Annotated in this window: 11 protein-coding genes; 7 read left to right on the plus strand and 4 right to left on the minus strand. The window is 68.7% G+C overall.

Features of this window, described 5'->3' with window-relative positions; genetic code table 11:
- Window positions 1-3: 3 nt before the first annotated feature.
- From IAE24_RS25045 to IAE24_RS25060, 4 genes are all read right to left on the minus strand, one after another.
- Window positions 4-1,824, minus strand: coding sequence for a methyl-accepting chemotaxis protein (locus IAE24_RS25045; RefSeq protein ID WP_071956479.1), 1,821 nt, complete (start codon window positions 1,822-1,824; stop codon window positions 4-6).
- Window positions 1,825-2,322: 498 nt separating this feature from the next.
- Entirely contained in the window at window positions 2,323-4,092 is a 1,770-nt protein-coding gene (locus tag IAE24_RS25050; protein WP_199962260.1) for a methyl-accepting chemotaxis protein, read from the minus strand.
- A gap of 181 nt (window positions 4,093-4,273) precedes the next feature.
- Window positions 4,274-4,801 (minus strand): inorganic diphosphatase, encoded by a 528-nt coding sequence (gene ppa / locus IAE24_RS25055; protein ID WP_012206678.1) that lies wholly within the window; start codon window positions 4,799-4,801, stop codon window positions 4,274-4,276.
- A 153-nt stretch (window positions 4,802-4,954) separates the two neighbouring features.
- Complete coding sequence (locus tag IAE24_RS25060; protein WP_012206679.1) at window positions 4,955-5,497, minus strand: Mpo1 family 2-hydroxy fatty acid dioxygenase; 543 nt, start codon at window positions 5,495-5,497, stop codon at window positions 4,955-4,957.
- A gap of 62 nt (window positions 5,498-5,559) precedes the next feature.
- Here IAE24_RS25060 and IAE24_RS25065 point away from each other — a divergent pair, with 62 nt between their 5' ends.
- From IAE24_RS25065 to moeA, 7 genes are all read left to right on the plus strand, one after another.
- Entirely contained in the window at window positions 5,560-6,396 is an 837-nt protein-coding gene (locus IAE24_RS25065; protein ID WP_199962261.1) for a Crp/Fnr family transcriptional regulator, read from the plus strand.
- Between the two features lie 104 nt (window positions 6,397-6,500).
- On the plus strand, window positions 6,501-7,934 hold the full coding sequence (locus tag IAE24_RS25070; protein WP_047218958.1) for an aldehyde dehydrogenase family protein: 1,434 nt from the start codon (window positions 6,501-6,503) through the stop codon (window positions 7,932-7,934).
- 75 nt (window positions 7,935-8,009) lie between these two features.
- A complete protein-coding gene (locus IAE24_RS25075) occupies window positions 8,010-8,618 on the plus strand; it encodes a DUF2889 domain-containing protein (protein WP_199962262.1) in 609 nt (202 codons plus the stop codon).
- A 24-nt stretch (window positions 8,619-8,642) separates the two neighbouring features.
- The gene (locus IAE24_RS25080; RefSeq protein ID WP_199962263.1) at window positions 8,643-9,428 is read left to right on the plus strand and encodes an SDR family oxidoreductase; all 786 of its coding nucleotides are present in this window, start codon (window positions 8,643-8,645) and stop codon (window positions 9,426-9,428) included.
- Window positions 9,429-9,493: 65 nt separating this feature from the next.
- Window positions 9,494-10,630, plus strand: a complete 1,137-nt coding sequence (gene moaA / locus IAE24_RS25085) for a GTP 3',8-cyclase MoaA (protein WP_013801490.1) — start codon at window positions 9,494-9,496, stop codon at window positions 10,628-10,630.
- A gap of 85 nt (window positions 10,631-10,715) precedes the next feature.
- On the plus strand, window positions 10,716-11,411 hold the full coding sequence (gene mobA / locus IAE24_RS25090) for a molybdenum cofactor guanylyltransferase MobA (protein ID WP_200016397.1): 696 nt from the start codon (window positions 10,716-10,718) through the stop codon (window positions 11,409-11,411).
- 52 nt (window positions 11,412-11,463) lie between these two features.
- Window positions 11,464-12,810 carry a molybdopterin molybdotransferase MoeA gene (moeA, locus tag IAE24_RS25095; protein WP_199962420.1) on the plus strand — a complete coding sequence of 449 codons (1,347 nt, stop codon included), beginning with the start codon at window positions 11,464-11,466 and terminating at the stop codon, window positions 12,808-12,810.

Raw genomic sequence — 12,810 nt, forward strand, 5'->3', positions numbered from 1 at the left:
GGATCAGAAGGTTTCCCAGTCGTCATCGCCCTGGCCGGGCTGGCGCGGTGCCGGCTTGCCGGCCTGCGTGGGTCCGGCGCGCGGCCGGATGGGGGGCGTGGCATCGCGCTCAAGCCGGCGTGCCAGCGTCTCGCCGCCTGCAGGCGCACCGCCGCCGCCCAGGGCCGCAGGCCGCGCAGGGCTGGCGGGTGGGGCAGGCCGGACAGGCGGGGCTGCGGGGCGCGCTGCGGGGCTGGCCGGTGCCGCCACCCTGTGCGGCACATGCGCATGGCTGTCCGTGGCGCCACGGGGCAACTGGAAGACGGCCACGGCCTCGACCAGGTCCTGCGCCTGCTTGCGCAGCGAGGCAGCGGCGGCCGCGCTTTCCTCGACCAGGGCCGCGTTCTGCTGCGTGGTCTGGTCCATCTGCGTGACGGCTTCGCCAACCTGGGCCACGCCGGAGCTCTGCTCGGTGCTGGCCGAGCTGATCTCGCCCATGATGTCGGTGACCCGGCCGATGGCGGCCACCACTTCGGTCATGGTCGTGCCTGCGCGGTCCACCAGTTGCGAGCCCTGCTCCACACGCTCCACGCTGGCCGTGATCAGCGCCTTGATTTCCTTGGCGGCCTCGGCGCTGCGCTGCGCCAGCGATCGCACCTCGCCCGCGACCACGGCAAAGCCCCGACCCTGCTCACCTGCGCGGGCCGCCTCCACGGCGGCATTGAGCGCGAGGATGTTGGTCTGGAAAGCAATGGAGTCGATCACGCCGATGATGTCGCCGATGCGCCGGCTGCTGTCGTTGATGCCCTTCATGGTCTCCACGGCCTCGGCCACCACGTCGCCGCCACGGCGCGCAACGCTGGATGCATTGAGCGCCAGCTGATTGGCCTGGCGTGCGTTGTCGGCGTTCTGGCGCACGGTGGAGCCCAGCTCCTCCATGGAGGCTGCCGTCTGCTCCAGGGCGCTGGCCTGCTCTTCCGTGCGGCTGGACAGGTCGGCATTGCCCGAGGCAATCTGCGCGCTGGCCGAGGCCACGCCTTCGGCGTTCTGGCGCACGCTGCGCACGGTCTGCACCAGGCTCGATTGCATGCGTTGCAACGCCCCCAGCAGCAGGCCGGTTTCGTCATTGCGGTCGATGCGAATGGTCCCGCCCAGGTCGCCGTTGGCCACGCGGTCCGCGGCATCGACCGCATGCGCCAGCGGCGCGCGGATGGAGCGCGTCAGCCACAGGCCGGCCAGCACGGCCAGCAGCACGGCAGCCAGCGCGGCCACGCTGAGGACGACGACCGAGCGCCCGTACACGGCCTCGGCATTGCGGCTTTCCTGCAAGGCGGCATCACTGTTGAGCTTGACCAGCAGGTCCAGCGTGTTCGACGAATCGTTGTAGAGCTTCAGCGACTCGCCGCCCAGCACCGCCTGGGCCTTTTCCTTCTCGCCCTGGCGCGACAGCGCCAGCACCTGCTGGCTCAGTTGCTGGTAGCGCTCGCGTTCCTGGACCAGTTGCGCGTAGAGCCTGCGTTCTTCGTCCGATGACAGCAGCGGCTCATAGGCCTTCTTGCGCTCGGCCAGGCGGCGCTGCAGTTGTTCCAGCTGCTTTTCCGAATCGGTCTTGTAGGCGGCATCGTCATTGTTGACATGGCGCACTTCCAGAAGGCGCGTGCGCACGACATCGGTGCCGATCTGGTTGATCACTTCCACGCTGGGCATGGCGTTGCCCGTGATGACTTCCATGCTGGCGCGCATGGCGCGCAACTGCACCAGCGCCGCAGCCACCACGGCCAGCAGCAGCACCACCAGCAGGCCGAAGGTGCCCAGCATGCGCGTTGAGATCTTGAGGTTTTTCACGTTCGTCTTTCTTGTCGAAGTCCTGCCATCTTGTTGTGCCTAGCTTTGTGTTGCGCCATGGACAGGCGTCAGCCAGGCCCGGCGCGGACTTCGCAAAAATAGATCTGCCGCAACCGCGCAAGTCGGCTTGTGGGCAAGGATTGGAGAGGGAGGGCCACCGCGGTGGCGCGGTCCGCTGGAAGACTGATTGCCGCCAGGCGTGGCGGCCATGAGAACAAGGTGATCACGGGATACCCCTTCGTTCCTAGGGAGCGGCACCAGAAGCCGCCATTGTTCACGCTGTAAGAATAGGACTACATCCACTTACATTCTGCCAGTATCCAGGCATTGTTCAGGACAAGTTCAGGGACTGGCAGTAGGCAGAAACCTTCACTGGCAGATTTGTGCCACAGCCTCTCGCTCCCGTCTTGCGCCAGCTCAGCGCCAGACGCAAAAGGAAAGCGGCCCCATGCAAAGCATGGGGCCGCCAGAAAAGGAAGCCGAACTGCGCGTGAGGCCTCAGAACGCGGCCCACTCCTCCTCGTCGGCGGTGGTCGTCTTGGCGGCCTTGGTGGCCTTGGCCGGGGTGGCCGCAGCGATTTGTTGTGCCGTCCCGGCGGCCATGGGAGCCAGGGCCGGACGCGATGCCAGGGAGGCAATAACCGTTGCGCGCGATGCTGCGGCAGTCGCCACAGTGACAGCTGGCGCATCGGCAGCCGCCGTGCGAAATACCGAGACCGAGGCCACCATGGCCTGTGCCTGCTGCTGCAGCGACTGGGCGGCGGCGGCGCTTTGCTCCACCAGGGCCGCGTTCTGCTGCGTGGCCTGGTCCATTTGCGTGATGGCATCACCCACCTGGGCCACGCCCGCGCTCTGCTCGCTGCTGGCCGCGCTGATCTCACCCATGATGTCCGTCACGCGCCGGATGGCGGTGACGATTTCCGACATCGTCTCGCCCGCCTTGTCCACCAGTTGCGTGCCCTGCTCCACGCGCTGCTCGCTGGCCTGGATCAGCGCCTTGATCTCCTTGGCCGCCTCGGCGCTGCGCTGGGCCAGCGAACGGACCTCGCCCGCCACCACGGCAAAGCCCCGGCCCTGCTCGCCAGCGCGGGCCGCCTCCACGGCGGCGTTCAGCGCAAGAATGTTGGTCTGGAAGGCAATGCCGTCGATCACGCCGATGATGTCCGCGATCTGGCGGCTGCTGTCGTTGATGCCCTTCATGGTGTCCACCACCTGGGCCACGACTTCGCCGCCACGCGCGGCGATGCCCGATGCGGAGGCCGCCATCTGGTTGGCCTGGCGCGCACTGTCGGCGTTCTGCCGCACGGTGGCGCCCAGTTGCTCCATGGAGGCTGCCGTTTCCTCCAGCGCGCTGGCCTGGCTTTCGGTGCGCGCCGACAGATCGGCATTGCCCTGGGCGATCTCACCGGCGGCCAGTGCCACGCCTTGCGCGTTGCCGCGCACCTCGCCCACCAGCTCGGCGAGCTTGCGGCGCATGTCTTCCTGTGCGTTGATGAGCTGGCCCATTTCGTCGCGGCGGCGGCTGGTGACCGGCGTCTCCAGATGGCCGGCCGCCACGTTGCGCGCCACATGGACGGCCTGGGCGACGGGGCCGGTCACGGCACGCGTGATGGCCCAGCCCACCAGGGCGGCAATGGCAACCACCACGGCCAGCGTGCCCAGCACCCAGATGCGGGCGAGGTCAAAGCCGGCCTGCGCCTGCTGGCGGGCCTGCTCGCCCGCCTCGCGCTGCAGGGTCAGCAGGCGGCCGGCGCTTTCGGCCAGCTTGCCGAACTGCGCCTCGGATTCGCCGGCGAACATCAGCCCCATCTCGTCGGCCATGAAGGCCTGCTCCTCGGTGGTCGAATAGTTGCCGGCACGCGCGCGCTCCAGCAGGCGCGCATGCATGGCCAGGAACTGCTGCTTGAAGCCGAGGTAGTCGTCAAAGGCCGCGCGCAGGGCATGCTGGTCGATCAGCGCACGCAGAGCCGTCTCATGCTCGCCGATGGTCTGCAGCCGGTCCTGCACCTGCTTGGCAAAGCCATCGACCTCGCCCAGGCTGCGCGCCGAGGCGATGCCGGCCTCGTGGCGGCGCAGGCGGTTGTACTCGGAGCGCATGGCGCCCGCATGGAACATGCTGGGCAGGGCCACATCCGACAAATGCAATGCGTTGCGGTGCATCTGCGCCAGTTGCAACCAGGCCACCGCCCCCAGGATGGCCGAGAACAGGACCATGACGAGGAATCCCATGCCCAGCTTCGTGCCCATGCGCCAATCTGCCAACTTCATTTGCTCGCTCCCGGGCTGATGGCTCGCACCAGCGCCTGATTGATCTGCCAAAACCCTGATCCACGACAAAACAAAAAACGCACCCGGCGCGTAGGCAACGGGTGCGTTTCAAATTGTATCAACTGCGAAGCGGGCATTTACCTCAGCGCAGTTGAGACTCCCTCAACGGGAGTGAAAAGGATCAGCCCTTGTAGTTGGCGATGCCGTCCACGACTTCCTTCTTGGCCTCGTCCACGCCCTTCCAGCCCAGCACCTTGACCCACTTGCCCTTTTCCAGGTCCTTGTAGTGCTCGAAGAAATGCTGGATCTGCTTGAGGGTGATCTCGTGGATGTCTTCCAGCGTGTTGATCTTGTCGTAGGCGGGCAGCAGCTTTTGCGTGGGCACGGCCAGGACCTTGCCGTCCACGCCGGACTCGTCTTCCATCAGCAGGATGCCGATGGGGCGGCAGGCCACGACCACGCCCGGGGGCAGCGGGAAGGGCGTCATCACCAGCACGTCCACCGGATCGCCGTCGCCGGACAGCGTCTGGGGCACATAGCCGTAGTTGGCCGGGTAGTGCATGGCCGTGCCCATGAAGCGGTCCACGAAGACGGCGCCGCTTTCCTTGTCCACTTCGTACTTGATGGGATCGGAGTTGGCCGAGATCTCGATGACCACGTTGAAGGTTTCAGGAGCGTTCTTGCCCGGTGTGACTTTGTCGAAAGACATGATGGATGAGGAGAGTTGAAACAAAAAAGCCCCCGCAGGGGGATAGCAGCGTGATTTTAGGCGCAGGCACACGCCCCCACGGATGGCTCCGCAGGAACGCCTGCCATGCTACGGCGCCAAGCCTGCTCCAAGCTTGCAGCGCCCGGGCCGTTTTCAGGCGTGTGCGCCGCCCGCGCGCCGTTGCACGGGCCCGCTGCGCTGCTCCACCGCATGCTGCACTTCGCGGCGCAGGCCCAGGGCAAAGCCCAGCTCGGCCAGCACGAACAGCGGCCCGATGACCAGGCCCACGATGTCATCCAGGAAAGCCGGCTTGCGGCCCTCGTAGTAATGGCCCACGAACTGGATCACCCAGCCCACGGCGAAGATGCCCAGGCCCCAGCCCAGCCAAGCCCCCATCGGCAGCATGGCGATGGGTTGGGCCAGCGCCAGCATCAGGGCAAGCACCAGGGCCATGGCGATGCCGTAGCGCAGGTCCAGCAGACAGTAGTAGATGCCTGCCGCCAGTGCCGCCAGCAGGGCCAGGCTCAATGGCAGCTCGGGCAGGCCGTCACCCAATGGGGCAGCCCACTGCAGGCGGGCCAGCAAAATAACCACCGCCCACATGATCAGCGGCACGCCGACGAAGTGCGTGAGGATGTTGCGTGGATCACGGTGATAGTCCGCGTACTGGGACAGTTGGTCGATGAGGGTTTTCATAGGCTGCACCTGCGGTGGATGTTGCGCAACCATGGTGGTGTCATCAAGGATTGGCGTCTGTCATGGATCCGACACAAGCCTCATCGCACACCTCGGGCTTACCCGCACCCGCCCCGGCAGCTCCGGCAGCCCACGCCGCCCCGCGCGGCATACGGCGCCGCGCTGTGGCCGGCCCCCCGGGCATGGCCGATCTCTGGGCCACCATCGAGGCGGGCCGCTGGTTCCACGCCCTGCCTCCGGAGCTGGGCGCACAGCTCAAGGCACTGGCCCAGCCCCGCACGCTGGCGGCAGGCGACTGGCTGTTCCGGCGCGGCGACCCGCCCTGCGGCCTCTATGCGGTGGCGCGTGGTGCGCTCAGCATCTCGGGAACGGCCGCCTGCGGCGAGCAGGCCCGCACGGCACTGCTGACCCTGGTGGAGCCTCCCATGTGGCTGGGGGAAATCGCGCTGTTCGATGGAGCCGAGCGCACCCACGATGCCCAGGCAGCCACGGCCTGCACCGTGCTGCACGTGCCCCAGGCCCCATTGCAGGCATGGCTGGCGGCCCATCCTGAACACTGGCAGGTGCTGGCCTTGCTGCTGACCGACAAGCTGCGCGTGTGCCTGATGGCGCTGGAGGAGCACACGCTGCTGCCTGCGCCGCAGCGCCTGGCGCGGCGCCTGGTGCGCATGGCCGAAGGCTTTGACCAGTGGCAGCCGGACGGCCAGGGCCGCCAGCGCTGGCGCCGCGAGCTGGATGTTTCCCAGGAACAGCTGGCGCGCATGCTGGGCCTGTCGCGCCAGACCACCAACCAGATCCTGCAGGAGCTGCAGCAGGCCGGTTGCCTGCAACTGCGGCGCGGCAAGATGGAGGTGCTGGACCGGCAGGGCCTGCGCGACGCGGGCTGGCCCGAGGACTGAAGCCACTGAAACCGCTGTAGCCGCTGGAGCCACCAAGGCGAGCGAGGGGACGCAGCAACGCCCGGGACTGGACAAGCGGCGCGGGCACCCCACAATCGGGCTCCATGCAATACCACTACATCGGCAATGCGTCCGTGCCCACGGAGTCGGGGCGCACGATCCCCGTGCTGGACCCGTCGGACGGGCAGGCTTTCGACGAGCTGCAGCGCGGCTCGCCCCAGGACATCGACCTGGCCGTGCGTTCGGCGCGCGAGTGCCAGGACAGCGTCTGGAGCAAGCTTTCTGCCGCAGAGCGTGGGCGCCTGCTGATGCGCCTGTCGGGCAGCGTGCTCCAGCATGCCGATGAGCTCACGGCCATTGAGCAGCGCGACTGCGGCAAGCCCACGCGCCAGGCCCGTGCCGATGTGCTGGCGCTGGCGCGCTACTTCGAGTTCTATGCTGGCGCTTGCGACAAGCTGCACGGCGAGACCCTGCCCTACCAGCAGGGCTACAGCGCCCTGACCTGGCGCGAGCCCCACGGCGTGACCGGCCACATCGTGCCCTGGAACTATCCCATGCAGATTCTGGGCCGCAGCGTGGGCGCGGCGCTGGCCGCGGGCAATACCTGTGTGGTCAAGCCCTCGGAAGACGCCTGCCTGTCCGTGCTACGCGTGGCGCGGCTGGCCACCGAGGCAGGCTTTCCAGCCGGCGCCTTCAACGTGGTCACCGGCCTGGGTCACGAGGTGGGCGAGGCCCTGGCGCGCCATCCCGGCGTAGACCACCTGAGCTTCACAGGCAGCCCCGGCGTGGGCACGCTGATCCAGCAGGCCGCTGCCGAGCGCCACTGCCCGGTCACGCTGGAGCTGGGCGGCAAGAGCCCGCAGATCGTGTTTGCAGACGCGGACCTCGATGCCGCCGTGCCCGCCATCGTCAACGCCATCGTGCAGAACGCGGGCCAGACCTGCTCGGCAGGTTCGCGCGTGCTGATCGACTCGCTGATCTACGAGCCGCTGCTCGAACGCCTGGGCCAGGCCTTCGAGGCGCTGCGCGTGGGCCCGGCTGCCATGGACCTGGACCTGGGGCCGCTGATCCGCGCCAGCCAGCAGCAGCGCGTCTGGGATTTCCTGTCCGACGCCCAGGTGGCCGGCATTGCCGTGGTGGCGCAAGGCCAGATCGTCGAGGATGCGCCCGACAGCGGCTTTTATCAGGCGCCCACCCTGCTGCGCGACGTGCCGCCCGAGCACCGGCTGGCGCAGGAAGAGATTTTCGGCCCCGTGCTCTGCGCCATGCCCTTCCATGACGAGGACCATGCCGTGCAACTGGCCAATGGCACGGCCTACGGCCTGGTGGCCGGCCTGTGGACGCGCGACGGCGCGCGCCAGCTGCGTCTGGCGCGGCGCCTGCGCTGCGGCCAGGTCTTCGTCAACAACTACGGCGCGGGTGGCGGCGTGGAGCTGCCCTTCGGCGGCGTCAAGTCCAGCGGCCATGGCCGCGAAAAGGGCTTCGAGGCGCTCTACGGCTTTACCACGCTGAAGACCGTCGCCATACGGCATGGCTGATCTTTGCGCATGACGGAAAATCGCGGGATGCCCGGCGCCAGCCGGCAGCCCGCGACAGAAAGAACAGCTTCCCCCATGCCCTTGTCCCCCATTCCCGACCGCACGCCCCAGCATGAACGCGACGTGCGCTACCGCAGCTACGCCCGCGCCGATGGCCTCTGGGATATCGAAGGCGAGCTGCGCGACAGCAAGACCCATGACATCGAACTGAGCGGCGGCCGCCACATGCCCGCCGGCACGGCCATACACCACATGTGGATACGCACCACGGTCGATGCCCGCCTGGCGGTGCAGGCCATCGAGGTCGTCATGGATTCCCACCCGCTGGGCCACTGCCCCGAGGCCACGCGGGCCCTGCAGAAAATGGTGGGCTGCAGCATGGCGCGCGGCTGGCGCAAGGCCATCAACGAGAACCTGGGCGGCGTGGCCAGCTGCACGCATCTGCGCGAGCTGCTGTTCAACATGGCCACGGCCGCCTTCCAGTCCGTGCCGGGCGTCTTTGGCGATGCCGACCCCAGCCAGCCGCCACGCCACCTGGGCCAGTGCCTGGGCTGGGACTTCAACGGCCCCGGCGTGGCGCGCTATTACCCGCAATTCGTGGGCTGGCAGCCCGGCACAGGCGGCGCGACCCCGATCCCGGCGACCACAGCAACCACAGCAACCACCGAAACCCAGGGGGCCTGACCCCCGACCGAGGAGCAAAGCCCGATGCGTGTCCAGGACAAATCCATCATCGTCACAGGCGCCGGCAGCGGCATCGGGGCCGGCATCGCCCAGCGGCTGGCCGCCGAAGGTGCCCGGGTCATCGTCAACGACATCGACCGCGAGGCCGGCACGCGCGTGGCACAGTCCATCACCGCCGATGGCGGCCGGGCACTTTTCGTGCAGGCGGACATGACCCGCAGCGAACAGGTCAAGGCCCTGGTGGAGGCCACGCTGCAGGCGCATGGCCGGCTCGATGCCTTCGTCAACAACGCGGGCTGGACGCACCGCAACCGCCCCATGCTCGAAGTCAGCGAGGCCGAGTTCGACCGCGTCTACGCCATCAACGTCAAGAGCATCTACCTTTCTGCCGTGCACGGCGTGCCCGCCATGCGCGCCAACCCGGCGCTGGCCGATGGCCGCCCTGGCGGCGGCAGCTTCATCAACATCGCCTCCACGGCCGGCCTGCGCCCTCGGCCGGGGCTGACCTGGTACAACGGCTCCAAGGGTGCCGTCATCATCACCAGCAAGTCCATGGCGGCCGAGCTCGGGCCCGAGAACATCCGCGTCAACTGCATCAACCCCGTGTTCAACCCGGACACCGGCCTGGCCGCCGAGTTCGCCGGCGGCCCGGTGGACGAAGCGCGCCGCGCACGCTTTCTGGCGACCATTCCGCTGGGCCGCTTCTCCACCGCAGGGGACGTGGCCAATGCCGCGCTGTATCTGGCCAGCGACGAGGCAGCCTTCATCAGCGGCACCTGCATCGAGGTGGACGGAGCGCGCTGCGTCTAGACACAGATCAAGAACTGCAGGCTTGCGCAGTGCCTGGACATAGGCATTCGGGCAAAATCGCAGGCATGGCAGAACGAGTGATCCCCCTGGTCGACGAGCGCTCCCCCACGCGCCCGGCCGCCGTGCCAAGTCTGCTGCAGACGCCCACCGGCGATCTGCAGGACAGGCTTGGCCGGTCGCTGCGCGACCTGCGCATCAGCATCACCGACCGCTGCAACTTCCGCTGCAGCTACTGCATGCCCAAGGAAGTCTTCGACAAGAACTACAGCTACCTGCCGCACGGCTCGCTGCTGAGTTTCGAGGAAATCACGCGCACGGCACGCCTGTTCGTGCAGCACGGCGTGCAGAAGATCCGGCTGACGGGTGGCGAGCCGCTGCTGCGCAAGAACGTGGAAACGCTGGTGGAGCAGCTCTCCGCCCTGCGCACGCCCGGCGGCCAGCCCCTGGACCTGACGCTGACCACCAACGGCTCCCTGCTGGCCCGCAAGGCCCGCGCGCTCAAGGACGCCGGCCTGAACCGCGTCACCGTGAGCCTGGACGGGCTGGACGACGCGGTGTTCCGCAGCATGAACGACGTGGACTTCCCGGTCTCCGACGTGCTGGCCGGCATCGAGGCGGCCCAGGCTGCGGGCCTGACCAACATCAAGGTCAACATGGTGGTCAAGCGCGGCACCAACGAAGACCAGATCCTGCCCATGGCGCGCCACTTCCAGGGCACGGGCGTGACCTTGCGCTTCATCGAATACATGGATGTGGGCGCGACCAACGGCTGGCGCATGGACGAGGTCCTGCCCTCCGACGAGGTCATCGCCCGGCTGCGCGCCGAACTGCCCCTGGTGCCGCTGCAGCCCAGCGCCACCGGCGAGACGGCCGTGCGCTGGGGCTATGCCGACGCACGCGGCCTGCACGACCCGTCGCTGGGCGAGGTCGGCGTGATCAGCAGCGTCACCCATGCCTTTTGCGGCGACTGCAACCGCGCACGCCTGTCCACCGAAGGCCGGCTGTACCTGTGCCTGTTCGCCTCCGAAGGCTGGGACCTGCGCAGCCTGCTGCGCAGCGGCGCCAGCGATGCCGAGGTCGCCTCCGCGCTGGCCCCCATCTGGCAGCAGCGCAGCGACCGCTACTCCGAGCTGCGCGCCAGCCTGCCGGCCAGCACGGGCACGCAGCGCAGGCGCATCGAGATGAGCTACATCGGCGGCTGATCCGTGCGGCGTGCGCGGGGCGTCGGCGCCCTGCCTTCGCCGCCCCACCCCCTACTCCTTTTCCCGCTGCGCCCTCCCGCCCCACATGCCCCCTTCTTCCCATCCCGCTCCCCTGCACGCCCCCCTGCCCCTGAACGACATCACGGGCTGCGTGCTGGCAGGCGGGCGCGGCATGCGCATGGGCGGCATCGACAAGGGACTGCAGCCCTTTCTGGGCCAGCCGCTGGCAGCCCATGCGCTGGACCGCCTGGCGCCCCAGGTCGGGCATCTGCTGATCAACGCCAATCGCCATGCCGAGGCCTATGCGCAATTGGGCGCGGCCCACGGTGCGCCGGTCTGGCCCGATGCCGAACCCGACTATCCCGGCCCGCTGGCCGGCTTCCTGAGCGGCCTGATGCACTGCCGGACGCCCTGGCTGGTCTGCGTGCCCTGCGATACGCCGCTGTTCCCGCTGGACCTTGTGGAGCGGCTTGTGCAGGCGGCGCTGTCGCAGCAGCCTGCGGCCGACATCGTCGTCGCCCATGGCTGGGAGCACTCGCTTGACGCAGATCAATCCCTGCTGCGGGCCCAGCCCGTGTTCTGCCTGGTGCGGTCATCGCTGCGTGATAGTCTGCAATCGTTCATACGTTCGGGCGGCCGCAAGATCGATGCATGGACGGGCCAGCACCGCTGCGCCACGGCCCTCTTCGACCGCGCGGGCGACAGCCCGCTGGCCTTTGCCAACGCCAACACGCAGCAGGAGCTGCAGGCGCTGGCGCGCGCCGCAGCCACCCCGTCGTAGTGCCCCGCGCCGCCGGCCCGCACGCCGCCTTGCCCAACCGGATTCCGTTCTGATGACAGCATCCTTCCAGCCCGCATCCCCCACCACCGCATCCACCCAGGACCTGAGGGTCGATCAGGCCCTGACACAGCTGGCCAGCCTGCTGCAGCCCCTGGGCCCGGTGGCAGAGTTGGAGACGCTGGCGCTGGCCGATGCACTGGACCGCGTGCTGGCCGAAGACATCGTCTCCCCCGTCGATGTGCCAGCGCATGACAACGCCGCCATGGATGGCTATGCCTTCGATGGCGGCCAGCTGCAGGCAGCTCACGCCGGTTCGCCCGCTGCAACGCTGGTGCTGCGCGTGGTCGGCCAGGCCCTGGCCGGCAAACCCTGGCACGGCACCGTGCAGGCCGGCGAGTGCATCAAGATCATGACCGGCGCCGTGTTGCCGAGCGGGCTGGACACGGTGATCGCGCATGAACGCACCGTGTCCGCAGGCACTGACCACATCGGCATTCCGGCAGGCAGCGTGCGTGCCGGGGACAACCGGCGCCTGCGCGGCGAGGACCTGAGCCTGGGCCGCGTGGCCCTGGCGGCGGGCCAGCGCCTGCATCCCGCGGCCCTGGGCCTGATCGCCAGCCTGGGCCAGCCCCAGGTGCGCGTGCGCAGGCGGCTGCGCGTGGCCTATTTCTCCACGGGCGATGAAATCCTCCACCCCGGCACGGCGCCGCGCGAGGGTGCGGTCTACGACAGCAACCGCTTCAGCCTCATCGGCCTGCTGCAGCGCATGGGCGTGCAGGTACTGGACCTGGGCGTGGTGGCCGACGAGCCCGAGGCCCTGCAGGAGCGCCTGCGCGAAGCCGCCTCCCTGGCCGACGTGGTGCTGACCAGCGGCGGCATCAGCGCAGGCGAGGCCGACCACACGCGCGCCATGCTGCAGCGCATGGGCTGCGTGCACTTCTGGCGACTGGCCATGCGGCCCGGCCGGCCGCTGGCCGTGGGCCTGCTGCAGCCCGATGCGGGCACGCCGTTTGCCGCAAGCCGCACGCCTGCACGCACCACGGTGCTGATCGGCCTTCCTGGCAATCCCGTGGCCGCCATGGTCAGCTTTCTGGTCTTTGTCCGTCCGGCGCTGCTGCAGCTCATGGGCGCTGCGCAGGCAGCTGCCGAGCCGGCCGCCCTGCCCCAGGCCGTGGCTGCCCATGCGCTGTCCAAGCGGCCGGGCCGCACCGAGTACCAGCGCGGCCTTCTGTCCACAGGCGCCGATGGCCGCTGCCTGGTCCGCACCACCGGGCCGCAGGGCTCGGGCGTGCTGCGCTCCATGGCCGAGGCGGATTGCCTCATCGTGCTCGAACATGAGCGCGGTGCCGTGCAAGCCGGTGAAACCGTATCCATCCTGCCGCTGCAGGCCTTTCCCTGA

Origin of the sequence: Delftia sp. S65, assembly GCF_016516495.1 — a bacterium.
Classification (GTDB): domain Bacteria; phylum Pseudomonadota; class Gammaproteobacteria; order Burkholderiales; family Burkholderiaceae_C; genus Comamonas; species Comamonas acidovorans.

What these genes read in the sequence shown, in the direction of transcription:
- IAE24_RS25060 (WP_012206679.1), bottom strand. Translation starts at nt 5,497, where the DNA reads ATGAAAACCCTCATCGACCAACTGTCCCAGTACGCGGACTATCACCGT.
- moeA (WP_199962420.1), top strand. Translation starts at nt 11,464, where the DNA reads ATGACAGCATCCTTCCAGCCCGCATCCCCCACCACCGCATCCACCCAG.
- IAE24_RS25075 (WP_199962262.1), top strand. Translation starts at nt 8,010, where the DNA reads ATGCCCTTGTCCCCCATTCCCGACCGCACGCCCCAGCATGAACGCGAC.
- IAE24_RS25070 (WP_047218958.1), top strand. Translation starts at nt 6,501, where the DNA reads ATGCAATACCACTACATCGGCAATGCGTCCGTGCCCACGGAGTCGGGG.
- ppa (WP_012206678.1), bottom strand. Translation starts at nt 4,801, where the DNA reads ATGTCTTTCGACAAAGTCACACCGGGCAAGAACGCTCCTGAAACCTTC.
- IAE24_RS25080 (WP_199962263.1), top strand. Translation starts at nt 8,643, where the DNA reads ATGCGTGTCCAGGACAAATCCATCATCGTCACAGGCGCCGGCAGCGGC.
- moaA (WP_013801490.1), top strand. Translation starts at nt 9,494, where the DNA reads ATGGCAGAACGAGTGATCCCCCTGGTCGACGAGCGCTCCCCCACGCGC.
- IAE24_RS25065 (WP_199962261.1), top strand. Translation starts at nt 5,560, where the DNA reads ATGGATCCGACACAAGCCTCATCGCACACCTCGGGCTTACCCGCACCC.
- mobA (WP_200016397.1), top strand. Translation starts at nt 10,716, where the DNA reads ATGCCCCCTTCTTCCCATCCCGCTCCCCTGCACGCCCCCCTGCCCCTG.
- IAE24_RS25050 (WP_199962260.1), bottom strand. Translation starts at nt 4,092, where the DNA reads ATGAAGTTGGCAGATTGGCGCATGGGCACGAAGCTGGGCATGGGATTC.